Origin of the sequence: Collinsella aerofaciens, from assembly GCF_028207065.1 — a bacterium.
In the GTDB taxonomy this organism is placed as follows: Bacteria; Actinomycetota; Coriobacteriia; order Coriobacteriales; family Coriobacteriaceae; genus Collinsella; species Collinsella aerofaciens_AR.
Map to the genome: position 1 here is coordinate 39,216 of NZ_JAQLFP010000004.1, position 24,652 is coordinate 63,867.

General features: G+C 61.1%; 18 protein-coding genes. 16 read left to right on the forward strand and 2 right to left on the reverse strand.

Annotated elements, in window-relative coordinates; all coding sequences use genetic code 11:
• Window positions 1-169 precede the first annotated feature (169 nt).
• The 9 genes from PMX72_RS02265 to PMX72_RS02305 all read left to right on the forward strand — a co-directional run bounded on the left by PMX72_RS02265 (window position 170) and on the right by PMX72_RS02305 (window position 12,370).
• Window positions 170-2,308 (forward strand): DUF4118 domain-containing protein, encoded by a 2,139-nt coding sequence (locus PMX72_RS02265; RefSeq protein ID WP_271729238.1) that lies wholly within the window; start codon window positions 170-172, stop codon window positions 2,306-2,308.
• A complete protein-coding gene (locus PMX72_RS02270) occupies window positions 2,305-3,210 on the forward strand; it encodes a hypothetical protein (protein WP_271729237.1) in 906 nt (301 codons plus the stop codon). The genes PMX72_RS02265 and PMX72_RS02270 overlap by 4 nt, the downstream gene beginning before the upstream one ends.
• Window positions 3,207-5,087 (forward strand): DUF2194 domain-containing protein, encoded by a 1,881-nt coding sequence (locus tag PMX72_RS02275; RefSeq protein ID WP_271729236.1) that lies wholly within the window; start codon window positions 3,207-3,209, stop codon window positions 5,085-5,087. The genes PMX72_RS02270 and PMX72_RS02275 overlap by 4 nt, the downstream gene beginning before the upstream one ends.
• Window positions 5,084-6,511 carry a GT4 family glycosyltransferase PelF gene (gene pelF / locus PMX72_RS02280; RefSeq protein WP_271729235.1) on the forward strand — a complete coding sequence of 476 codons (1,428 nt, stop codon included), beginning with the start codon at window positions 5,084-5,086 and terminating at the stop codon, window positions 6,509-6,511. Before PMX72_RS02275 ends, pelF begins: the two co-directional genes overlap by 4 nt.
• Window positions 6,512-6,514: 3 nt before the next feature.
• Window positions 6,515-8,059 (forward strand): exopolysaccharide Pel transporter PelG, encoded by a 1,545-nt coding sequence (pelG, locus tag PMX72_RS02285; RefSeq protein WP_195568028.1) that lies wholly within the window; start codon window positions 6,515-6,517, stop codon window positions 8,057-8,059.
• Window positions 8,049-9,818, forward strand: coding sequence for a CotH kinase family protein (locus PMX72_RS02290; protein WP_271729234.1), 1,770 nt, complete (start codon window positions 8,049-8,051; stop codon window positions 9,816-9,818). Before pelG ends, PMX72_RS02290 begins: the two co-directional genes overlap by 11 nt.
• Window positions 9,805-10,596 carry a polyphosphate polymerase domain-containing protein gene (locus PMX72_RS02295; RefSeq protein WP_195568031.1) on the forward strand — a complete coding sequence of 264 codons (792 nt, stop codon included), beginning with the start codon at window positions 9,805-9,807 and terminating at the stop codon, window positions 10,594-10,596. The genes PMX72_RS02290 and PMX72_RS02295 overlap by 14 nt, the downstream gene beginning before the upstream one ends.
• Before the next feature lie 3 nt (window positions 10,597-10,599).
• A complete protein-coding gene (locus tag PMX72_RS02300; protein WP_195568033.1) occupies window positions 10,600-11,265 on the forward strand; it encodes a DUF4956 domain-containing protein in 666 nt (221 codons plus the stop codon).
• Window positions 11,266-11,377: 112 nt separating this feature from the next.
• Complete coding sequence (locus PMX72_RS02305) at window positions 11,378-12,370, forward strand: PLP-dependent transferase (protein WP_271729233.1); 993 nt, start codon at window positions 11,378-11,380, stop codon at window positions 12,368-12,370.
• A gap of 223 nt (window positions 12,371-12,593) precedes the next feature.
• Here PMX72_RS02305 and PMX72_RS02310 read toward each other — a convergent pair whose 3' ends face one another.
• On the reverse strand, window positions 12,594-12,941 hold the full coding sequence (locus PMX72_RS02310) for a winged helix-turn-helix domain-containing protein (RefSeq protein WP_271729232.1): 348 nt from the start codon (window positions 12,939-12,941) through the stop codon (window positions 12,594-12,596).
• A 193-nt stretch (window positions 12,942-13,134) separates the two neighbouring features.
• Between PMX72_RS02310 and PMX72_RS02315 the strand changes: the two genes are divergently transcribed.
• Together PMX72_RS02315 and leuS are read left to right on the forward strand one after the other, a co-directional pair.
• Complete coding sequence (locus PMX72_RS02315; protein WP_161154932.1) at window positions 13,135-14,646, forward strand: IMP dehydrogenase; 1,512 nt, start codon at window positions 13,135-13,137, stop codon at window positions 14,644-14,646.
• Between the two features lie 369 nt (window positions 14,647-15,015).
• Entirely contained in the window at window positions 15,016-17,592 is a 2,577-nt protein-coding gene (leuS, locus tag PMX72_RS02320) for a leucine--tRNA ligase (RefSeq protein WP_271729231.1), read from the forward strand.
• A gap of 104 nt (window positions 17,593-17,696) precedes the next feature.
• Here the strand turns inward: leuS and PMX72_RS02325 are convergent, their stop codons facing one another.
• Window positions 17,697-18,269 (reverse strand): hypothetical protein, encoded by a 573-nt coding sequence (locus PMX72_RS02325; RefSeq protein ID WP_271729230.1) that lies wholly within the window; start codon window positions 18,267-18,269, stop codon window positions 17,697-17,699.
• A gap of 369 nt (window positions 18,270-18,638) precedes the next feature.
• On the opposite strand from PMX72_RS02325, the gene PMX72_RS02330 reads away from it, so the two are divergent.
• From PMX72_RS02330 to PMX72_RS02350, 5 genes are all read left to right on the forward strand, one after another.
• Window positions 18,639-19,133 carry a ribosome maturation factor RimP gene (locus PMX72_RS02330; RefSeq protein ID WP_117629483.1) on the forward strand — a complete coding sequence of 165 codons (495 nt, stop codon included), beginning with the start codon at window positions 18,639-18,641 and terminating at the stop codon, window positions 19,131-19,133.
• Window position 19,134: 1 nt separating this feature from the next.
• Window positions 19,135-20,382 carry a transcription termination factor NusA gene (gene nusA / locus PMX72_RS02335; protein ID WP_117758165.1) on the forward strand — a complete coding sequence of 416 codons (1,248 nt, stop codon included), beginning with the start codon at window positions 19,135-19,137 and terminating at the stop codon, window positions 20,380-20,382.
• A gap of 91 nt (window positions 20,383-20,473) precedes the next feature.
• Window positions 20,474-23,188 (forward strand): translation initiation factor IF-2, encoded by a 2,715-nt coding sequence (gene infB, locus PMX72_RS02340; RefSeq protein ID WP_117779148.1) that lies wholly within the window; start codon window positions 20,474-20,476, stop codon window positions 23,186-23,188.
• A gap of 11 nt (window positions 23,189-23,199) precedes the next feature.
• Window positions 23,200-23,610 (forward strand): 30S ribosome-binding factor RbfA, encoded by a 411-nt coding sequence (gene rbfA / locus PMX72_RS02345; RefSeq protein WP_117647311.1) that lies wholly within the window; start codon window positions 23,200-23,202, stop codon window positions 23,608-23,610.
• A complete protein-coding gene (locus PMX72_RS02350) occupies window positions 23,603-24,646 on the forward strand; it encodes a DHH family phosphoesterase (RefSeq protein ID WP_271729229.1) in 1,044 nt (347 codons plus the stop codon). Before rbfA ends, PMX72_RS02350 begins: the two co-directional genes overlap by 8 nt.
• Window positions 24,647-24,652: the final 6 nt, after the last annotated feature.

Sequence of the window (24,652 nt, forward strand, 5' to 3'; positions counted from 1 at the left end):
TGAATTTGCCGCATACTTCCGGATTGGGCGCTCATTTTGGACTCTCGAAGTCCCCACATTCCCTAAAAAAGTTCTTAAAACAGCCTTAAAGGCGTTCCAGCTCGCGTTGACAGCGTAAAATACGCATGTTTGACTATGACAGAAGTGGATTTTAGGGGAGGGGTGCGCCATGGAGGTGCTGGTTGTTGGCAACACCGCATATGTTGACGATGACTTTTGCGCCAAGGCATTCCCTGGGGACCACGTTAAGGTTGTAGCCGCGCAGGAAGCGCGCCGCGATAAGTCGTCGCCCCATGCCTCGTGGAAAGAGCTGCTCCAGCACTTGGAGCAGGCCTACGAGTTCGACCGCGTGGTCTACCTTTCTAATTACCTTACCCCGCATATCGATAGCGTGGGCGATATCGAGCTACTGCGTTCGGTCTTTCGCGCGTGCATGGGTCGCCGGATTCAGCTGTTGTATATAGCAGGGCCCGCAGGTGCCGAGGGTGCCGCCGATGCCGCGGGGCGAACGGGCAAGGGCATTATCGCGCGCGCAGCCAACGACCTGTGCCGCTACTACGCTGCTCGCGAGGGCGTTCAGACCAAGATCCTGCGCGTGCCCTTCCTGTATACCGCGTCTGCCGCGCTGGAGGACCCGTTTTTGGTGCCGCTGTTCGACGCGTGCTCAACTGGATCGGTTGCTCTGCAGGGCGCGGAGGATGCGGCGTTTCCCCTGCTGTGCGCCGAGGAACTCGCGGTGCTGATTCGCCGCATCTTTGATAGCTGGGATGCCTCTTTTGAGACGCTCGACGCTGCCGATGCCTTCCATCACACGGCGGGTGAGGTGGGGGACGCCCTCAAGGCGTTGTTCCCCGGCCTTGCCGTTGCCTATGGCGATTCCGCCGGCTACACCCTGCCCGCCAGCGGCGTCGCTCGCGTGCGCTATGGCTGGTTTCAGCGCTACGACTTGGTGCGCGATCTTTCGACCATTCAAGCGCGTTGGGATGCTGGCCGTGCAAAGAAGGTCAACCCCTTGCGCGCCGCCATCGACCGCATCCAGATGCGCACGCTGCCTATTAAATGCCTGGAGACGGCAGCCGCCTGGGTCCTGTTCGAGGTGCTGGAGCATCTGTTCTCCCAATCGGCCCAGCTCAACGTGCTCGATTATCGCCTGCTCTATGTGGTGCTGATCGGCACGCTGTATGGCTTGGACTTTGGCCTGGTTGCGGCGCTGCTGGCGTCGGTGGGTTTGGCCGCGAGCTACTTTACTCAGTACGGCTATACCTTCCAGGGTCTCTTTTACGAGCCGTCCAACTGGCTGCCGTTTATTGCGTACTTTGTGGTGGGTGCCGTGTGCGGCTATGTGCAGCTGCGCAACAGCGAAGCCATTAGGGCGGAGCGCGATCAAAACGAGCTCGTGCGTAATCGCAATACGTTCCTCACACAGCTTTACCACGACGCGATCGAGGACAAGCGCGCGTACAGGCGCCAGATTGTGGGTCGCCACGACAGCTTTGGCAAGATCTTTGCCGTGACGCAGGAGCTCGACGTGCTCAACCCACGCGACATCTATCGCAAGTGCTGCGAGCTTCTGGGCGAGATCCTCGAGAACGATTCGGTGGCGATCTACCATGTTTCGGGCGGGGCATTTGCACGCCTGGTGGTAGCAAGTCCCGCGATTGCCGAAAATGCCGCACGCTCGCTCACGCTTGAGCAGCTTGCACCTCTTTTGGGCGACGGGGGTCGTTCGAACCTGTGGGTGAACCGTGAGCTGACGCCGGGGCTTCCCATGTTTGGATACGCGATCGAGCGCGACGGGGCACCCGCCGTGTTGATCTTTGTGCGTCGTGCGGCCGAAAATCAAATGACCCTCTATTATCAAAACCTGTTCCGCATCTTGTGCGGGTTGGTCGAAAGCGCGTTGGGCCGTGCCTTTGACTATGAGGCGGTGGCGCAGGATAAACGCTGCGTTGACGGCACTTGCGTGCTCAAGCAGGCTGCCTTTGGCCAAGAGCTCGCGGCGGCGCAGGCGCTCGCAGATAGCAAGATGGGGAGTTATTTGCTCCTGCGCGTGGTACCGGGCATGGAGCCTGTCGGCGAGCTGGTGGGCGCAATTGGGTCGGCAATCCGCGAGAGCGACGCGGCGGGCTTGGTCGATGACGACGTGCTCTACCTGCTTATGCGCCAGGCAAAGGCGTGCGATCTGCCCATTATCCACGAGCGCCTGAGCGCGAAGCAGATTGCGGTGGAGCCCGTCGACGGCGAGGACATTTTGGCGCTGCTGCAGCACATTGCCGACACCGGTAACGGCGAGGGGGATGTCGCTTGATCTCGCTTGTCGTTGCTGCCGTCTTGCTGCTGATTCATGCGCTGGTTTGCCTGATGCTGTGGACGCTCATGAAGCTGGGCCTGCTGCCGGTGCGCGGGCACATGTTGGCTGTGATAGTGCTGGTGCCGCTGTGGGGCCCATTGCTGGTGGTTTTGCTATCGGTGCGCAGCGCGGTGTTTGGCGAGGGGCTGAAAGAGTCTGCGCTGGAGTCGCTGCGCTTTAACGACGACCTGCATCGCAGCATCCTGGTGCACGACCGTGACGCCGATGCGGGCGTGGTCCCGCTCGAGGAGGCGCTTATCGTCAACGACCCGGCATACCGGCGCCGCCTAATGCTCTCCATGCTCACCGAGGAGCCCGACGCGTACCTGGCGCAGCTGCAGGCGGCTAAGCTTAACGACGACGTTGAGGTGGCGCACTATGCCGCGACGGCGGTGGCGCAGATCTCCAAGGAGTCCGACCTTAAACTGCAGCAGCTGGAGCGTGCCTTTAAGACGGACCCGAGCGCGCAAAACCTCAACGAATACTGTGATTTTCTTGGTGAATACTTGGGCTCGGGCTTGGCCGAGGGGCGCGTGGCTCAGATTCAGCGCCAGCAGTACGCGCTCCTGCTTGCGCGTCGCTGCGAGCGCGAGGATACCCTTGAGCTGCGCATTCGATACGCGACGGCGCTGGCCGATGTCGGACAGATCGACGAGGCGCAGACCGTGACCGACCGGCTGGTGCTCGACGTGCCCGAGGAGCAGGAGGTTTGGATGCTTTGCCTGCGCCTGGCCGTGATGCGCCGCGACGGTGACGAGGTTCACCGTGTGATCGATGCGATTGACAAGCAACATGTGTATTTGAGCGCCGACAACCGCGAAAAGTTGGCGTTTTGGCGCGACGGGGAGGAGGCCGGATGAGCGTGGCGCAACATATCCGCGACCGTGCAGGCCGCTTTCGTTGGATGGGACTCCTCGTGGTGTGGGCGGTCTTTATTGCCATGGCCGCCGTGCTGCTGGTGGAGCGTGCCGGCGTGCAGTACAGTGCGGGTCAGCATAAGCTGGGGATGCTTGCCGCCAACGATGCGGTGCCTGCCTCCTCGGCAATCTTTGGCCAAAAGCCCACGTGCCTGGTCATTACCGATTCCGATCAAGCGGGCGTCGAGGACGTAAAGGAGCAGTTCGACCAGATCCTGCTCGACATGAAGATCGCGCACCGCGACGTGGACCTTGCCCTGGATGGTGCGGATGCCATTCCCTCGCTGACCTCCTTCGATCGCGTGATTTTGCTCATGCCGTCGCTCGATGGGCTCAGTACGCATCTGACCGACATTATGAGTTGGGTGAGTGCCGGCGGTTCACTTATGCTCGCCATGCCGCCGGATAACTCGAGCTATCTGCAAGTGATTGCCTCCAAGCTTGGCATTGAATCGGCCGGATATGACTATGCAAAAGCCGAAAGCATTGTGCCGAGTGAGGACTTTATGCTGGGCGGGGGAGAGCGCTACGAGCTCTCGGACCCCTTTGATTCGTCGCTTTCGGTATCGCTGCGCGAGACGGCTCGTGTGTGGGCTAAGACCGGCGATGCGGGCGCCCCACTCATTTGGTCGAATGACTGCGGTAGCGGGCGCACCGTGGTTTGCAATATCGGTATCTATGACAAGGTCATGCGCGGCTTTTACGCCGCGGCGACCAGCCTCCTGGGCGATGCAACGGCCTATCCGGTCATCAACAGCGCCGTGTTCTTTTTGGACGACTTTCCCAGCCCCGTGCCCTCGGGCGATGGTACTTATATCAAGCGTGACTACGGCCTTTCCATTGCGGATTTTTACACCAAGGTCTGGTGGCCCGATCTGCAAAAGCTCGCGCAAAAATATGGCATTCGCTATACCGGCGTGATGATCGAAAACTACGAGGACGCGGTCAACCAGACCGAGCCCGCGCGCCAACCCGATACCACGCAGTTCCGCTATTTTGGCGGCATGCTGCTGCAGATGGGCGGCGAGCTGGGCTTTCACGGCTACAACCATCAGCCTCTGGCGCTCTGGGACACCGACTACGGCACGCTGTACGACTACAAGACCTGGAAGAACAAGGAGGCGCTCGTCGCATCGCTCAACGAGCTTATAGCCTTCCAGGACGAGGTGCTGCCCAACGCGCATGGCTCGGTCTATGTGCCACCGTCGAATATCCTTTCGGCCCGTGCGCGCAAGCTTATCGGCACTGACGTTCCGCGCATTAAGACCATCGCCAGTACGTATTTTGAGGATGGCACCGACTTGCCCTATGTGCAGGAGTTTGGCGTGGCGAGCGATGGCATTGTGGAGCAGCCACGTATTGTCTCGGGCGGCATGGTCAACGATTCCTATATGCGTCTGGCAGCCGTGTCCGAGCTCAACATGCACTACGTGAGTACGCACTTTATGCATCCGGACGACCTACTGGATCCCGGTCGCGGAGCCAAGGAGGGCTGGGAGGTCTACAAGGGCGGTCTGACCAACTACCTGGAGTGGCTTACCAAGTCTGCGCCCGACCTGCGGCGCCAGACCGGTTCGGAATGCTCGGGCGCCATCCAGCGCTTTTCGTCCGTGACGGTGAGCGTGGATACAAGTGCGGATGCCTGGACGCTCAGCCTGGGCAATTTCCACGACGAGGCGTGGCTCATGTTCCGCGCCAACAACGGTGAGCCAGGTGCAGTCACGGGTGGCGAGATTACGCATCTGATGGGCGACCTGTACCTGGTCAAAGCCACGGACAAGACGGTGACCATTGCACGCAAGGAGGGTGGCGACAAATGAGAATCTGCTTGGTACTCGAGGGTTGCTACCCCTATGTGCACGGCGGCGTGTCCACCTGGATGCACGGCTACATACAGGCCATGCCCGAGTACGAGTTTGTGCTGTGGGTGATTGGCGCGCATGCTGTCGACCGCGGCAAGTTTGTCTACGAGCTGCCCGGCAACGTGGTCGAGGTGCACGAGGTGTTTCTAGACGATGCCCTGCGCCTATCGGGCGAGCAAGAAGAGGCCGACTTTAACGCCCGCGAGCGCGAGGCGCTGCGCCGCCTGGTGTCGCTCTCCAATCCGGACTGGGACGTGCTGTTCGATATCTTTCAGCGCCGTCGCGTGCATCCGCTCTCGTTTTTGCAGAGCCGCACGTTTATGGATATCTTCCGCGACGTGTGCCTTGCCGAGTACCCCTACACGCCCTTTGCCGACGCATTCCACACCATGCGCTCTATGCTGTTGCCGGTGCTCTACCTGCTGGGCAGCGAGGTGCCGGTGGCCGATGTGTACCATGCCATCTCGACCGGCTACGGTGGCCTGCTCGCCTGCTTGGACTCAAGCGTTCACCATGCGCCGGTGCTGCTGACCGAGCATGGCATCTATACCCGCGAGCGCGAGGAAGAGATCATTCGCGCCGATTGGGTGGTACCGTCGTTTAAGGACCGCTGGATCCGCTTTTTCTACCTGCTTTCGGAGGAGATCTACCGCCGCGCCTTCCACGTGACGAGTTTGTTCCATAACGCCCGCAAGACGCAGATTGATATGGGCTGCGATGCGGACAAATGCCTGGTCATACCCAACGGCATCCAGTTCGATCGCTTTAAGGATATTCCCTTAAAGACCGATGACGGCTGGGTGGACATTGGCGCGGTGGTGCGCCTGGCGCCCATCAAGGATGTCAAGACCATGATTTATGCCTTCTTTGAGCTGCACGAGCGCCTGCCCAAGGTGCGCCTGCACATCATGGGCGGCGTGGACGACGAGGAGTACGGCGCCGAGTGCCACGCGTTGGTCGATACCCTGGGCGTGCGCGACCTGATCTTTACCGGTCGCGTCAACGTGGTCGAGTACATGGAAAAGCTCGACTTTACCATTTTAACGAGCATCTCCGAGGGTCAGCCGCTCAGCGTGCTGGAGTCGCTTGCAGCGCGTCGTCCCTGCGTGACGACCGAGGTGGGCTGCTGCCGCGAGCTACTCGAAGGCGCTCCGGGCGACGACTTTGGCGTGGCAGGTTTTGTGACGCCGCCTATGTATCGCAAGGGCTTGGCCGATGCCATGGAACGCATGTGCACAAGCCGCGCTCGTCGCATTGAGATGGGGGAGCGCGGCCAGCGTCGCGTTGCCACGTACTTCTTGCACGAGCAGATGCTCGCCAACTATCGCGCGCTGTACGACGAGACGGCGCAAGCGTTTGACCTGCCCAGAGAGGGGGAGTAGCCGGTGGCCGGAATCGGTTTTGAGCTCAAGTGCCTGTTTAGGCGCAAGGGCCTGTTTGCCACGATGCGCGCTTACGGCTACGCCGGCATTGTGTGCACGGGTCCCATGCTGTTGGGCGTGCTGCTCCAGGTGGGTATCTTGGTGCTGTGCGGTCTGTGGGGTGTGGGCCGTGCCAACCAGGATCTGCTGGTGTGCATGGTGACCTATACGCTGCTGGCGTCGCTTACGCTTACAAGCTTTTTCTCCATGCCGGTCACGCGCTTTTTGGCCGACATGCTTTTTGCCGAGCGCGAGGATGAGATACTGCCTTCGTTTTGGGGCTCCAACGCCATCATGCTCGTTGCGGGCACGGTGCTCTACGGCGTCTTTTTGCTGTTCTCGGGCGCCACGCTGCTGCAGGGGCTGCTGTGCCTGTGGCTGTTCAACATTATGATCGTCAACTGGAACGGCATGAGCTACCTCACGGCCATCAAGGATTACCGCGGCATCCTGTGCAGCTTTGCGGCTGCCATTGGCGTGGCGTGCCTGTGCGCCCTGGCCGCGCTGGCGCTGGGACTGCCGCCGGTCGAGGGCCTGTTGGCGTCAATTGCTCTGGGCTACGGCGTCATGCTCGCCTGGGACGTGGTACTGCTGTACCGGTATTTTCCTCAGAGCGACCGCAGCCCCTGGCCCTTTTTGCAGTGGCTCGATCAGTTTATGCCGCTGGCGCTCACGGGCCTGTTAACCAATCTGGGACTCTTTGCGCACCTGGTGATTATTTGGGCCGGTCCTATTGGCGTGCAGGTCAAGGGCTTGTTTTATGGTGCGCCCTACTACGATGTGCCGGCGCTCATTGCGTTTTTGACGATCCTGGTCACGACCGTTAACTTTGTGGTCTCGGTCGAGGTCAACTTCTATCCGCGCTACCGCGACTACTACAGCCTGTTCAATGACGGCGGCGTGGTGGGCGACATTGTGGTGGCCGAGGAGGAGATGCTCTCCACGCTTAACAGCGAACTGCGCTTTTGTGCGCTCAAGCAGCTGTTTGTGACCGCGGCGGTCATTTCGCTCGAGACCATGGTGTTGTCGGCCCTACCGTTGGGCTTTAACAACCTGATGCACGGGTATTTTCGCACGCTGTGCGTGGGCTATGGCCTGTATGCCGTGGGCAATACGGTGATGCTCATCTTGCTTTACTTTACCGACTACAAGGGGGCCGTGCTGGCCTCGGGGCTGTTTGCGGGTGTGGCCGGGCTGGCGACTGCCGTGTCGTTGCTTTTGCCGCAGCAGTTTTACGGCTTTGGCTTTTTGTTGGGTGCGGCGGTGTTTTTTATCGTGGCGCTGCTGCGGCTCGATACCTATACCGCCAACTTGCCGTATCGTATCCTGAGCCAGCAGCCCATTGTGGCGACCGACAAAACGGGTCGCTTTACACAGCTGGGCCGCTTGCTCGACCATGCCGAACAGCGCTATGAGGAAGGCCGACATAAGGGCGTGCCGCATGGTGCGTTTGAGTGCGCTGTAGTTCACGTGTATCGCAAGCATTGGGGAGGTTCTGATGACCGATAGAATGATGTCCCGCCGTCGCCTGTTTGAGGCGGCTGCCGGTGCGCTGTTGCTTTCGGGCTGCTCGGTGCAGGAAGACTCCTCGACCAAAAAGGTCAAAAAGCAGGACAAGATTAAAAAGGCTGAGGCCTCGAATGAGGCCAAGCACCTGCGCGACAAGGACGAGCTCTACGAGGTCTACGATGACTCGGGTATTGTGACCATGTACTTGACGGTCTCACGTGGCAACAGCTCCGAGAACACCGACCACAGCTGGGCCGAGATCAACACGTACTCGGTGTATGACTATGCCGACATGGGCGTGACACGCTATCAGGTTATGGGCCTGCTGCAGCCGGGCGACGAAGACGGCCCGGTGGCCGGCGAGGTTGGCTATGGCGAGGAAGCGCCCAATGCCACCGTGCAGGTGCGCGGTCAGACATCGAGCAATAACTCGCAAAAGAATTACAAGGTGGAGCTCAAAAAGGGCAAGGGTACCTGGCGCCAACAGTGCGCGATTGCGCTCAACAAGCACATGGGCGAGGGTATGCGTTTTCGCAACAAGATGGCCTACGACCTTATCCGTGGGATTCCCCAGATGATGGGCCTGCGCACGCAGTTTGTGCGTCTGTGGGTGTGCGACCAGACCGAAAAGTCCAACGACACCTTTGAGGACTACGGCCTGTTTACGCAGGTGGAGCAGCTCAACAAGACGGCGCTTAAGGCACATGGCCTGGATAAGAGCGGACACCTGTATAAGGTGAACAGCTTCGATTTCCATCGCTACGAGGATACCATTAAGCTCGCCGACGATCCCGACTACAACCAGGCTAAATTTGAGGGCATGCTCGAGATTAAGGGCGATTCGGACCACACCAAGCTCATCGAGATGCTCGATGCGCTCAACGATGAATCGCAAAAGATCGACGACGTGCTCGGCACCTACTTTGATACCGAAAATCTGGTCTATTGGCTGGCGTTTCAGATCCTGACGGGCAACTGCGATACGCAGAACCGTAACTGCTATCTGTACAGCCCGCTCAACTCAAATACCTGGTACTTTTTAGATTGGGATAACGACGGCATGCTGCGTAAGCTGGAGCTTTCTCTTACCGGGTTTTCGGACTACGCGAGCTGGGAGCGCGGCGCAAGCAACTACTGGGGCAACGTACTGTTCAATCGTGCGCTGCGCAGCAAATCGTTCCGCAGCGAGCTCGACCGCGCCGTCAAGGACCTGCGTTCGTATATGACCGAGGCACGCCTGAGCAAGATGATCAAGCACTACCGCGAGGTTACTGAATCGCTGGTCTTTGCTTCGCCCGATATCGACCATCTGCCTGTCACCAAGGACCAATACGAGCAGATCGCCGCGGCGATTCCCTCCGAGATCGAGGAGAACTACAAGAGCTTTCGCGAGAGTTTTAATAAGCCCATGCCGTTCTACATCGGCGTGCCGCAGATCGATAACGGTAAGCTGCGTATTAACTGGGATGCGTCCTACGACTTTGAGGCGCGCGACATTCGCTACACCGTGGAGCTTGCGCGTGACTATGCCATAAGCGACGTGGTCTTTAAGGCCGAGGACGTGCTGCTTCCCGAGGTGACCTGTGATGCGCCCGATACCGGCCAGTATTTTGTGCGCGTGCGTGCCACCAACTCCGACGGCTATACGCAAGATGCGTTTGACTACTATGTGACCGACGACGGCAAGCACTACGGCATGAAGTGTTTTTACGTGCAAGACGGCGGTAAGGTCGTGGAGGACACGTATGAGGAGGGCTAGCGCGCTGCTTGAGCGCTTGGCGGCCCCGCCTGTGCGTGCCACGCAGGAGCGTTACCGCCACGAGCTCAAATATCTCATTAACGAGGGCGAGCACGCTGCGCTTGCCTGTCGCATGGCGCCGGTTTTTAAGCTGGACAAGCATGCGCGGGCAGGCGGTTACACCATTCGCAGCCTGTACTTTGACGACTACTGCAACTCGGCCTACGAGGAAAAAGACGCCGGCATTCTCATGCGCAAAAAGTATCGCGTGCGCATCTATAACGGCAGCGACAAGGTGATTAAGCTCGAGCGCAAAAAGAAGTACGGCAGCTGGATTTACAAGGAGGACGCGCCGCTCACGCGTGGCGAGTTTGAGCAGATTCTGGCTGGCGACTACGACTTTTTGCTGAGGAGTCCTTATCCGCTCTGTCGCGAGTTCTACATCGAGTGCATCTGCAATATGATGCGCCCGCGGACCATCGTGGACTACGAGCGCGAGCCGTGGGTGATGGATGAGGGCACCGTGCGCATCACGTTTGACATGAACGTGCGTGCCGCGGTGGGAAGCTTCGATATCTTTGACGCGACGCTGCCCGCGCTGCCGGTCCTGGAGCCCGGCAAGCAGGTGATGGAGGTCAAGTTTACGGAGTTTTGCCCGCAGCTGGTGCGCGATATGGTGCCGCCGGGAGCGGCCGAGCTTACGGCGGTCTCCAAGTACTGCCTGTGTTACGAAAAGACCGCCTACCTTCGCGGATTTAATTACTGGGAATCGGATTTTGAGAACCGAGGGGATATTTAGACCATGAGCACCAGGGACTTTTTTAAGAACTCCGTCTTGGAGGCGTTTGGCCAGGTCGACCCCGCCAAGATTGGCCTTTCGCTGCTCGTGGCGCTCGCCATGGGCATCCTGATCTACTACGTGTACAAGCGCTTTTTTACCGGCGTGGTGTATTCGCGCAGCTTTGCCGTGACGCTCGTGGGCATGTGTGTGCTCACCTGCATGGTCACGCTCGCGATCTCGACGAACGTGGTCATCTCGCTCGGTATGGTCGGTGCTCTGTCCATCGTCCGCTATCGTACAGCGGTCAAGGACCCTCTCGACTTGCTGTACCTGTTTTGGGCCATTACCACGGGCATTACGGCGGGTGCCGGCATGTATGCGCTCGTGGGGCTCACGGCAGTGGTGATCGTGGCCATGATCGCCGGCTTTGCGAGCCACCAGGACAAGGCGCGCGTGTACATGATGGTCATCCACTACACGGGTCAGACCACCGGCGACGATATCGTGCGTGCATTTGGGCGCACCAAGTTTACGGTGAAGTCCAAGACCATGCGTGGTGACAAGGTCGAGATGGCCGTCGAGGTCTTCTCGGACGGTGTGGACATGCCCTACGCCGACGCCATCCGCGCGCTCGATGGCGTGGAAGATCTAACGTTGATCCAATACAACGGCGAATATCACGGCTAATTTTGTTCCGGCGTTTTAACAAACGCCGGACCGCTCGATGCTGCTTGCGCTGACGTTTTCTCGACCTGGGTGGGCTGGTCTTGGTTTGGTTTTATGTAAGGGATGGTGCCGCGTGGACGTGCAACAGCTAGAAGAGTCCTGGGCTGCAAGGGCCGGCGCGCGTGAGGCGCGTCTTGTTGCGGCCTCGCACGTGCCGGCGGCGCTGTCGCTGCTGGGGATTGTGCGTCCCGGTGACCGCTTGGTGGCCTTTGCGGACGACTTTGCCGATGCGTTTGCGTGCGGCTTTGATGGCTGCGATGTCGCGCTGGTGGGGGAGCCCGCGGTTGCGGCGTTTACCGCCGCGTCCGAGGGCTTTGATGCTTCGTTTGAGGTCGAGGGGCCGCACCTGTGGTGGTTCGTCAACTCCATCGGCGGGTTTGGTCTGCGTGTGCCCGACCTTCGCGCTCTGGGCCGCGCCGCTCGTGAGCCGCATGCGCTGCTCGTGGTTGATAACACTGTGTCAGGCGTCTTTGGGTGTAACCCGCTGCGTCTGGGCGCCGTGCTTTCGCTCGAGGCGCTCGACCGTGTGTGTGCCGGCGTTGCGCCGCGCAAGCTCGTCGCCGCTTCGGTGGCGCGCTCGCAGCTTAAGCGCCATCGCGTGGATGCCGCCGCCGAGTGTGCGTATGCGCTTCTTGCGGATTGCGGTGCGTCTGCACTCGACCTTTCTGTTAATGAGGCTTGCATGCTGGAGCGGGGGCTGTCTTCGCTCGACGCTCGCATGCAGGCGCACTTCGATCGCGCCCGTGCGCTGGCCGAGTATCTGGCCGCCAACGAGATGGTACGCAACGTGCGCTATCCCGGGCTGACCTCGCATCCCGACCATGCCATCGCGACCGGCATCCTGGAGCACGGTTTTGGCCCGGCAGTAGAGTTTGACCTGATGGACTGCATCGCGGGTGAATTTTTCAGCATACTGCCGGACGAATTCCGCACATCACCCGCCGGCGGCTCAACAACGCGCCTTTCGGCCCCGCGCGGTAAGCAGGGGAGCGCCATCCGCCTCTTCGCCGGCACCGACGACCCTCTGCAGGTGGCTGCCACTCTCGATAACGCCCTTCGCAAGTAGCTAATCGGGGTCTGTGTCACGAAAACGGCCTATTTACTACGTTTAAGCAATAGGGGTCGACCACACCCGCCTATTTTGAAAATTACCAAGCTGTTTACCAGCGGTTTTAATTTCATAATGTCCGGTATGGTCGTGGGTATTCAACTAAACGTAGTAGATGGGCCCGTTTTGTGGCGCGAGCCTCAACCCGAGGGCGCTGTGGGCTAAAAACCGCCCAAAAGGACTACTCCGCGTTGATGTTGGCGATGAGGGCGTCGGCTTTAGTGGCGATGACCTGGTTGATGTCGGCCTGCAGCGTCTCGTAGGCTTCGATGGCTCGCTCGCCGGCCGGCGTGAGCGTGGATCCGCGGGCGCCGTCGCGCTCGATGAGCTTGCAACCCAGCTGCCCTTCGGCTTCGTTCACAATGCGCCAAGCCTTGGAATAGGCCATGCCCATGCTTTTGGCGGCGCGGTTGAGCGAGTGCTCGCAGGCGATGCCTTGCAGCAACAAAACGCAACCATGGCCGAACACGCCCGGCAGGTCTTTGTCGCACGCTTGAATGACCAACTTTGCGGTCGTCTTGTACTCCATGTGCCTTACGTCTCCCCGCTAAAGTGTTTGCTGGGCAAACGCATAGCCTGCGTCAAACCCTCGTGTGCTCTTCTTAAATCATGCATTGTAGCAGTCAAAGTGCGCTAAGATACTTCCCCAGTATTGGGCGCCCAAGGTTGGGCTGGGTCCTACGAGGCCTGCAGCCGACCGGTCGCATGGAAAAAGGAGAAACATGGCTACGTTCTTTCCCGGTGAGTCCCACACGTTTTCGGAGTATCTGCTGGTCCCTGGTTACTCGTCCTCGCAGTGCATTCCCAACAACGTCTCTCTCAAGACGCCGCTAACCCGCTTCAAGCGCGGTGAGAAGCCGGCAATCACCCTGAACATTCCCATGGTTTCCGCCATCATGCAATCCGTCTCGGGCGTCGACATGGGTGTCGCGCTCGCTACCGAGGGCGGCCTGTCCTTCATCTACGGTTCCCAGACCCCCGAGTCCGAGGCTGCTATGGTCAAGGCCGTCAAGGATCACAAGGCTGGCTTCGTTCAGTCCGATTCCACGCTGACCCCCGATATGACCATGGAGCAGGTCATCGAGCTCAAGGATAAGACCGGTCACTCCACCATGCCGGTCACCGACGACGGCACTCCCAAGGGTAAGCTCCTGGGCATCGTCACCAGCCGTGACTATCGCCCCAGCCGCGATGACCACCAGAAGAAGGTCTCCGAGTTCATGACCCCGCGTGAGCAGCTTATCGTGGGCGACAAGAACATCAGCCTCAAGGTTGCCAACGATGTCATCTGGGACAACAAGCTCAACGCCCTGCCCATCGTCGATGACAACGATCACCTCATGGGCATCGTCTTTCGCAAGGACTACGACAGCCACAAGACCAACCCCAACGAGCTACTCGACGGCGATAAGCGCTACATGGTCGGCGCCGGCATCAACACCCGCGACTATGCCGAGCGCGTGCCGCTGCTCGTCGAGGCCGGTGCCGACGTCCTGTGCATCGACTCTTCCGAGGGCTTCAGCGAGTGGCAGAAGCGCACCATCGAGTGGATCCGCGCCAACTACGGCGAGGACGTCAAGGTCGGTGCCGGTAACGTCGTCGATGCCGAGGGCTTCCGCTTCCTGGCCGACTGCGGTGCCGACTTCATCAAGGTCGGTATCGGTGGCGGCTCCATCTGCATCACCCGCGAGACCAAGGGCATCGGCCGTGGCCAGGCCACCGCGCTGATCGACGTCTGCCGCGCTCGCGACGAGTACTATGAGGAGACCGGCGTCTACGTGCCCGTGTGCTCCGACGGCGGCATCGTCTACGACTACCACATGACGCTCGCCCTTGCCATGGGCGCCGACTTTATGATGCTGGGCCGCTACTTCGCTCGCTTTGACGAGAGCCCGACCGAGCGCGTTAACGTTAACGGTCAGTACATGAAGGAGTACTGGGGCGAGGGTTCTGCGCGTGCCCGTAACTGGCAGCGCTACGACCTGGGCGGCGCCGCGAAGCTCAGCTTCGTCGAGGGCGTCGACTCCTACGTCCCGTACGCCGGATCCCTTAAGGACGGCGTGGGCGGCACGCTCTACAAGGTTAAGTCCACGATGTGCAACTGCGGTGCCCTCTCGATCCCCGAGCTCCAGGAAAAGGCACGCCTGACACTGGTCAGCTCCACCTCCATCGTCGAAGGCGGCGCCCACGATGTAGTCGTGAAAGACTCTCAGCAAAGCGTCAGCTACCGCTAAGCGGCTTTCCCAAGCACCGCACCTTGCCGTTCAAACCGTCGCTCGCGTACCAAAGTACGCGTCGCTCCTCTTTCACGGCAATCTGCGGCACCTGGAAAACCCGTTCGTGTTAGAACGAGTTTCAGACAAAGGTTGATTCTCAGCCACGTTATTTAGATAAAGCGAGATGCCCGCAAGTCGCAGGCATCTCGCTTGTTGTATTTGCTAGAATCATCCAAGTTAACCCTAGGGTCGGGCGGCTAGGCTTTGCTCGCTGCAAGTTCCGCACGAGCCGAAGGCCACTTAATGTGGCCTTCGTGCGAGCAGGACTGTCCGCAGCAGCGAGCAAAGCCTAGCCGACCGACCCCAGCTAAGATTAAAGGAGCTGATATGTGCGATTGCACAGATCATAAGGACGAGATCCCTGCCTATGACGCACAGGCCATTGAGTCCAAGTGGATGAAGGCCTGGGAGGACTCCAACCTCTTTGCCGTCGACACCGACGCCAGCAAGCCCAAGAAGTACGTGCTCGAGATGTTCCCGTATCCGTCGGGCGACCTGCACATGGGCCACGCGCGCAACTACACCATCGGCGATGCCATGGCCCGTCAGGCCCGCATGCGCGGCTTTGACGTGCTGCACCCCATCGGCTTTGACGCCTTTGGCCTGCCCGCCGAGAACGCTGCCATCAAGCACAATACGCAGGCTGCCGCCTGGACGTATAAGAACATGGACCAGGCGCTCGCCACGATGAGGCGCATGGGCTTCTCCTACGATCTGGATCGTACCGTTAAGACCTGTAGCCCCGACTACTATCGCTGGGGTCAGTGGATCTTTGAAAAGATGTGGGAAAAGGGTCTGGTCTACCGCAAGAAGAACCCGGTCAACTGGTGCCCCACCTGCAAGACCGTTTTGGCCAACGAGCAGGTAACCGAGGGCAAGTGCTGGCGTTGCGGCACCGAGCCCGAGAAGCGTGACCTCGAGCAGTGGTACTACAAGATCACCGACTACTCCCAGGAGCTGCTCGACGATCTGGAGAAGCTCCCCGGCTGGCCCGAGCGCGTCAAGCAGATGCAGGCCAACTGGATCGGCCGCTCCGAGGGCGCCGAGGTTGACTTTACCCTGTGCGACGCCGATGGCGAGCCCATCGAGGGCGACGAGGGTAAGATCACCGTCTTCACCACGCGCGCCGACACGCTCTTTGGCGTTTCCTTCTTTGTCCTGTCTCCCGAGTACGCGCGCCTGCACGAGCTCGTCGAGGGCACTCAGTACGAGGAGGCCGTCACCAAGATCGTCGAGGACTCCAAGCATATCTCTGCCGTCGAGCGCGCCCAGGGTACCCTCGAGAAGCACGGCGCCTTTACGGGCCGCTACGTGGTAAACCCCGTCAACGGCGAGAAGATCCCCGTGTGGGTTGCCGACTATGTCGTTGCCGACTACGGCACCGGTGCCGTCATGGCCGTTCCCTGCGGCGACCAGCGCGACTTTGAGTTCGCCCGCAAGTACGACCTGCCGATCGTGCCGATCATCCTGGACGATGAGGATCGCGCTGCCGTCGAGGCTAGCGGCGAGACCATCGACACCTTCCATGCCGAGACCGTCGACTGGGATTGCGCCCACGCTGCCGAGGGCACGCTGGTCCAGTCGGGCAAGTACACCGGCATGCGCGGCGGCAAGCACTCTGAGGGCGAGGCTGCCATCGTGGCCGACCTCGAGGCCATGGGCTGCGGCCGTCGCAAGGTCGAGTTCCGTCTGCGCGACTGGCTCATCAGCCGTCAGCGTTATTGGGGCAACCCCATCCCGGCCATCCACTGCGAGCACTGCGGCATCGTGCCCGTGCCCGAGGACCAGCTGCCGGTGACGCTGCCCGAGAACCTGGACCTGGGTGCCGGCGAGACCCTCGCCGAGTGCAAGGAGTTCTACGAGACCACCTGCCCGGTCTGCGGTCGCCCGGCCAAGCGTGAGACCGATACCATGGACACCTTTACCTGCTCCAGTTGGTATTACCTGCGCTATACCGACCCGCACAACACCGAGCTGCCCTTCTCCCGTGAGGCTGCCGACCGTTGGATGCCCGTCGATAACTACATCGGCGGCATCGAGCACGCCATTTTGCACCTGCTCTACAGCCGCTTCTTTACCAAGGCGCTGCGCGATCTGGGCCTGCTGAGCGTTGACGAGCCCTTCACCAACCTGCTGTGCCAGGGCATGGTCAAGGACGAGAACGGCGACACCATGTCCAAGTCCAAGGGCAACGTCGTGCCCCCGAGCTCGGTCATTGAACCCTACGGTGCCGACACCATGCGTCTGGCGATCCTGTTTATCGCCCCGCCCGAGAAGGACTTCGACTGGGATCCCAAGGCCGTCGAGGGCGCCAACCGCTTCATTAAGCGCGCCTGGCGTATCGTGTGGCAGCTCGTCCAGTCCGGTGACGCCAACGTGGCCTTTGACAAGTCCGCGCTCGACGAGGCCGCGATGAAGCTCTATCGCGAGCGTCACCGCACCATTGCCAAGTGCACCGAGGACTTTGACCGCGGCCAGTTCAACACCGCGATTTCGGCCGTCATGGAACTCGTCAATGCCGCGAGCGCCTACCTCAACGCCACCGAGGGTGCCGCCGGCGACAAGGCGCTGTGCTACGGCGTGGCTAAGGATATCGTGAGCGTCCTTGCCCCCATCTGCCCGTTCTGGGCCGATGAGCTGTGGCATGAGGCGCTCGGCTGCGAGGGCAACGCCTACACCGCCGCCTGGCCCGAGTTCGACCTGGCCGAGTCCATCGAGGATACGGTGCAGATCGTCGTCCAGGTGCTCGGCAAGGTCCGTGGCCGCATCGACGTCGCCCGCGACGCCTCCAACGAGGAGATGCAAGCTGCCGCTGAGGAAGCCGTTGCCAAGTGGCTTGAGGGCAAGACGGTCGTCAAGGCCATCTGCGTGCCCGGCAAGCTGGTCAACCTGGTGGTCAAGTAAGCGCTGCGCGTAAAGCTGACATGCAATAAACGAGGGACGGTCCGGTTGGGTCGTCCCTCGTTTTGTGTTGTCTGCCCTGCTTAGTCAGTGCGTCGCACCGTCTTCTACGGGATGTGTACCAGGTCCCTAAAGTAAACGTTGCCCGTTGCCTCTTCGAACATCCAAATGTTGAGGTAGATGTCGTTGAGGTCGTTGTTCACATCAAAGTCCGGGTCGTCGAAGGTGCCTACAAAGGTGAGCATGGCGCGCGTTTCCTCGCCCGCTGCGACCTGCTGGCGCATGCGCACATCGCGGACCACGCCGTTGACGTAGGCATAGGAGTCCACATCGCCAAACATCATGTCGACATCGGTATTGTTGGTCACCGTAAAGACGAGCGCCGCGTCTCCGTAGCCGTCGGTGTCCTTGCCCACGCAGGTAACATGGACGTTTTCGTCTGCCTCAAGGTCGATGGGGAACTGTTCTTGGGGGTCGGGACCCAGGCCCTGGGGATCGACGGTGTCTTCGTTTATTTTGTCGAAGCTCTCCGATAGCGTCGTTTTCTCGATGGCTTTTGTGCTGCCGAGATCCGGCTCGCATGTTCCGGTTTTGCCATTCGTGTTGCCGCAGCCCAAGAGGGCCAACGAGCACGTTGCGATGACGAGTGCAGTCATGCAGGGGGTTCCTAGGCGTTTCATGTGTGCCTCCTTGCCGTAGAGGATTTGGAAAGGTTCGTCGTTGCGCGACTTGCTGGCCGGCTTGTTACAGAATGTCCCTTAGCGTAAGTCTGTTCGATAGGGGCTCGGGGAGGAATGCCCTTGGGGTTCGAACGGGCCTGTGGATTGGGACGCATGGCCCGTTTTGGGGCTGTTGAGGGTGCGCCGCATGGGGTTCCTCGACCAATTGTCCTATTCTTGTGGAGAAGCTGTGCGCACGCTGACCTGCAGATTCGTACGGTGCTTGCACGTTTCCGCAGCTATTGGTATAGTTTGCTTGCAAATGAAGTTGTAATTGAAAGAAGTGGGGTTTCGGCCCCGCTTCTTTTTTGTATGGATGGAGGTGCCGCAATGGTCAAGACTAAGACCGAGCAGGCGATCATCGACGCGCTCGAGGCCGTTGCTCCCCAGCACGATGTCGACATCGTTGACGTCGAGCTCGTGGGTGCCACCAAGGCCCCCTGCGTGCGTGTGCGTATCGAGGGTGCCGAGGGTCAGAGCCTGTCTCTCAACGACGTCACGGCCAACACCAAGTGGGTCGGCGACGTGATTGAGGAGCTCGATCCCATCTCTTCGAGCTATACGCTCGAGGTGTCGAGCCCGGGTATGGCGCGTCCGCTGCGCCGCCCGTGCGACTTTGCCCGCTTTGTGGGCGAGAACTGTGAGCTCACCTCCACCGCCACCGAGGGCCGTCGCAAGTACGCCGGCAAGATTGCCGCTGCGACCGAGACCGACGTGACCCTCGAGCTCGAGGACGGCGAGTCCGTCACCCTCGATTTCTCTGATGTTAAAAAGTGCAAGTTGAAGCCCACCTACGACTTCAAGCCCGCGAAGGAAGGAAAGTAAGATGGCAGCATCCGACATGATGACCGCCCTGATGGAGCTTTGCCAGGAAAGGCACATCGACCAGCTCTACCTGATCGACCGCCTGGAGCAGTCGCTCGCCAAGAGCTATGCCGAGATCCTGCATCTTGAGTGGGGCGCCAAGGTGACCATCGACCGCACCACCGGCAAGATCTACGTCTACCGCCTGGAGCCGATCGACGATTCCATGGACGAGGAAGGCAACTTCACCGAGTTCGAGGAGATCGACGTCACCCCCAAGAACACGAGCCGCATCGCCGCCCAGCACGCCAAGGCCGAGATCAACGCCATCGTGCGCAACTCCGCCCGCGAGCAGATCTACGAGGAGTTCGCCGGCCGTATCGGTGACCTCATTAGCGGTACCGTGCTGCAGTCCACGCCCGACTTCACGATCGTCAAGATCCGCGAGGGCGTCGAGGCCGAGCTTCCGCACTTCGACCAGCGCCGTTACGAGAACGAGCGCAACGAGCGTCCGATGGGCGAGCGCTATCTGCACAATCAGCACATCAAGGCCGTGATCATCGACGTTCGCGACCCCAACTCCAACCTGCAGCCGGTTCGTGGCGAGCACAGCCGTCCGCCGATTGTCATCTCCCGTACCCACCCCGAGCTCATGCGTCGTCTGTTTGAGCAGGAGGTGCCCGAGATCTATGAGGGCACCGTCCAGATCAAGTCGATCGCCCGCGAGCCCGGCCAGCGCTCCAAGGTCGCCGTCCACTCGCTCGACGATCGCCTGGATCCCGTTGGCGCCTGCGTCGGCCCCAAGGGCAGCCGTGTTCGCGCCGTCGTGGGCGAACTCCGTGGCGAGCGCGTCGACGTCATCCTGTGGGATGCCGATCCGGCCGTCTATGTCGCCAACGCCCTGTCGCCTGCTAAGGTCACCCGCGTCCTTATCGACGAGGAGAAGGCCTACGCCGGCGTTATCGTGCCCGACGACCAGCTGTCCCTCGCCATCGGCAAGGAGGGCCAGAACGCCCGCCTCGCCGCGCGCCTGACCGGTTGGCATATCGACATCAAGTCCGAGACCCTTGCCGCCGACATCCTCAAGAACGTTCCCGTTCACGAGGAGCCCGCCGCCGACCTGATCGGTGACGAGGAGGACGAGGACGTCCGTCGCTGCGAGTTCGTGTCCGAGGACGGCATCCAGTGCCGCAACCAGGCCCGTCCCGGCTCCCGTTTCTGCGGTGTCCACGACACCGACGCCTTCGATGATGCGGAGGACCTGATCTAGCGCGCGGTCGCGTCGGGCAGGTCCCAGCGCATACCCCACGCTCGTTCAGTCTCTAGGCACCCAAGGTGCCAGAAAGGGTAGGTGAAGTCATATGGCAAAAGTCCGTGTGTCCACCCTGGCCAAAGAGTTCGGCATGACCTCTAAGGAACTGATGGGTCATCTCGCCGAAATGAAGATTCCCGCTAAGTCCGCTTCCTCCGCCCTGGAGGACGCTTACGTCGCCATGGTCCGCAAGCAGCTCGCCTCGGTGATCGAGGCCCGCGCCCAGGAAGTCGAGGCCGCCAAGCAGGCCGAGGAGCAGGCCGCTGCCGCCGAGGAGGCAGCACGCGCTGCCGAGGCCGAGCGCGAGCGCATCGCCGCCGAGAAGGCACGCGAGGAGGAGCGCCGTCAGTTCGCCGCCGCCCAGGCTGCCGAGGAGGCCGCCCGTGCCGAGGCCGAGGCCAAGAAGAAGGCCGAGCAGGAGCGTCTTGCTCGCGAGAAGGAGGAGGCCGCCCGCGAGGCCCAGCGCCGCGCCGTTCCCGCTTCCGACTCCGGTTCGCGTTTCCGCTCTCTGCTCGACCAGATCGCCGCACAGGAGACCGTGCTCAAGGAGAAGAAGGACGCCGAGCAGAAGGCCAAGGCCGAGCGCGCTGCCGAGCGCGGCAACCGTCGTGGTGGCAACAACGACCGTCGCGGTGGCCGTCGTAACGATCGCAACGCCTCCGACAACAACTCCGAGCGCAACGCCTCCGAGAACCGCCCGCACAGCCATCGCACCAATGCCAGCAACAACGTCGCTGCCGGTATGGACTTCCCCAACCCCGACAAGCAGGGCAAGGGCAAGAAGCGCAAGGGCGGTCACAACAACGAAGAGGACCACTACAGCCGCATGGCTCGCGAGGCCGAGGAGTACAGTCGCGAGAAGGTGCTCGAGGAGGCTCGTGCCGCCGTCGAGGAGGCCTCTCGCGAGTCCACTGGTCGTCGCAAAAAGCGCAAGGAGAAGCGCGAGCGCGAGGCCGCAAAGGCTCAGGAAGAGCGCAAGATTGAGGAGGCGCTGGCCCAGGGCGTGAACCCCGAGGACCTCGACGCCATCAAGGTCTCCCAGGGCGTTACCGTCCAGGAGCTCGCCGAGGCGCTCGACGTTCCGGCCAACGACATCATCAAGCGCCTGTTCCTGCTGGGTACGCCGCTTACCATGACGCAGTCCATGTCCGACGACCTTGTCGAGCTCGTTGCCGACGACCTGGGCCGTCAGATCAAGATCATCACCCCCGAGGAGGAGAACACCTTCTCGTTCTACGACGATCCCGCCGACCTTAAGCCGCGCGCCCCGGTCGTCACCGTCATGGGTCACGTCGACCACGGCAAGACGAGCCTGCTCGACGCCATCCGTCACACCGGCGTCGCTGCCGGCGAGGCGGGCGGCATTACGCAGGCCATCGGCGCTTCGCAGGTCATGATCAATGACCGCAAGATCACCTTCATCGACACCCCCGGCCACGCCACCTTTACGGCCATGCGTGCCCGCGGCGCCAAGGTGACCGACATCGTCATTCTGATCGTGGCTGCCGACGACGGCGTCATGCCCCAGACCATCGAGTCGATCAACCACGCCAAGGCCGCCGGTGTTCCCATCGTCGTCGCCGTCAACAAGATCGATAAGCCGGGTGCCAACCCCGACCGCGTGCGCCAGGAGCTCACCGAGTACGGCATCATCCCCGAGGAGTGGGGCGGACAGAACATGTTCGTCAACATCTCGGCCAAGCAGAAGATCGGTATCGACGACCTGCTCGAGACCGTCCTGCTCCAGGCCGACGTGCTCGAGCTCAAGGCCAACCCCGATACGTTCGCTTCGGGCAACGTCCTTGAGGCTAAGCTCGACAAGGGCCGCGGCTCGGTTGCCACGGTGCTCGTGACCCGCGGTACCCTGCACGTGGGCGATACGCTGGTCGCCGGCCTTACCTACGGCCGCGTCCGCGCCATGCTCGACCCCAAGGGCAACGCCGTCACCGAGGCCGGTCCCTCCGACGCCGTCGAGATTCTGGGCCTGCAGTCCGTCCCCAACGCCGGCGATGAGTTCCGCGTGTTCGAGGACGAGCGCGAGGCTCGCGCCCTGGCCGACGAGCGTTCGCTCAAGGCCCGCATCGAGGAGCAGAGCCGCGTGAAGCATGTGACGCTCGAGAACCTCTTCGAGACCATCGCCGACGCCGAGGTCAAGGAGCTCAACCTGATCATCAAGGCCGACGTCCAGGGTTCTATTGAGGCCCTTCAGGACTCCCTCGACAAGATGGACCAGTCCGAGGTGCGCATCAACACGATCCACTCCGCCGTTGGTGCCATCAACGAGACCGACGTCGTTCTGGCCGACGCCTCCAACGCCATCATCATCGGCTTTGGCGTCCGTCCCGACGGCAAGGCCCGCTCCGCCGCCGAGCGCGAGGGCGTCGAGATCCGTTGCTACGACGTCATCTACAAGTGCCTCGAGGACCTCGACGCAGCCCGTATCGGTATGCTCAAGCCCACCGAGGTCGAGGTTTCCACGGGTACCGCGACCGTTCTGGACACCTTCAAGGTGCCCAAGGTCGGTATCGCCGCCGGTGTCCGCGTCGAAGAGGGCGAGATCGCCGCGACCGATTCCGTGCGCCTGGTGCGCGACGGCATCGTGGTCTTCAACGGTAAAATCGCCTCGATGCGCCACTACAAGGACGAGGCCAAGAGCCTCAAGAGCGGCTCCGAGGGCGGTATTGGCCTGGAGAACTTCCAGGACATCAAGCCTGGCGACACCATTGAGGGCTACCGCATCGACCAGGTTGCCCGTACCGAGTAGGGGGTAGCGCTATGAAGCAAACGCAGGCAACCCGCCGTTTGGGCGAGCAGCTTCGCGAGAAGCTCGGTTATATCCTGCTCTTTGAGGTTTCCGATCCGCGTCTCGACCTGGTCACCCTGACCGCGGTCGAGGTCGCGGTGGACCGTTCGTTCGCGCGTGTGTATGTGTCGTGCGACGCGAGCCGCTACGACGAGGTCATGGAGGCGCTCGCCAGCGCCAAGGGCCGCATCCGTAGCCTGCTGGCCCGCTCGCTCGATTGGCGCGTCACGCCCGAGCTCGATTTTCGCATCGATCGCTCGACCGATGAGGCCGAGCGCATCACGCGTGCGCTGGAAAACGTTCCCGCCACGCTTGCGATCGAAAAGGACGAGGACGGCTATCCAATTGCGGATGCCGCCCAGGAGGCAGCTTTAGATGAGTAATTCCGCCGACCTTGCATCGTGCGAGTCTGCAGATATTCAGCGACGCATCCTTGAGCTCATCGAGGGTGCGTCCTCCATTGCGATTTCGGGACATACGTCTCCCGATGGCGACGCCCTGGGCTCCGTGCTGGGTCTGGGCCTCTCGCTTATGAAGTTTTTTCCCAACAAGGACATTGCCCTGCTGCTGGCAGACGATGACCCGGTTCCGCGCATCTACCGCTTTATGGAGGGCGCCGACCGTCTGGTGCCGGCATCTGCGTATACCGGCAATCCGGACCTGTTCATCTCGGTGGACGTGCCGGTCGTCGAGCGTCTGAACAACTCCGCCGAGGTGCTCCGCCGCTCGTCGCATGTGGTGTGCTTCGATCACCACCCGGCGCGCGAGGAATTTGCCGAGCTGAGCCTGAGGTGCGTCGATGCCGCGGCCTGTGCCATGATCATCGACCGCTTTTTGGATAATTGCGGCATTGTGGCTCGCGATGGTGTCGCGACCTGCCTGTTGTGCGGCCTGGTGACCGATACCGGTCGTTTTCAGTATCAAAACGCCGATGCCGCTGCGTTTCACGCCGCCTCGCGCCTGGTCGCGCACGGTGCCGATCCGGCGCGCGTTGCGCTCGAGGTCTACCAGAGCATGCGCGTAGAGTTCTTGCATCTCAAGTCCATCGTTATGGGTCGCATCAAGACAGTGGCGCACGGACGCGTGGCATATAGCTATGCGTATCAGAGCGACCTCGAGGCCTGCGGCGTCACTTCGGACGAGTGCGACGGCCTGGTCGATGTGGTGCGTTCGGTGATGGGTGTGGAGGTCTGCCTGTTCCTGAAGGGCATTGAGGGCGATACCAAGGTACGCGGCAACCTGCGCTCCAAGGGCGACCTCAATGTTTCCGAGATCGCTGCTGCTTTTGGCGGTGGCGGACATCCCGCGGCCGCTGGTTTCTCTAACAACGGAACGATTCTCGAGACGCTCACCGCGGCACTCCCCATGCTGGCCGAGCTGGTAGGGGAGGATCCCGCTTCGGTGACCGTCGAGCTCTAACATTTT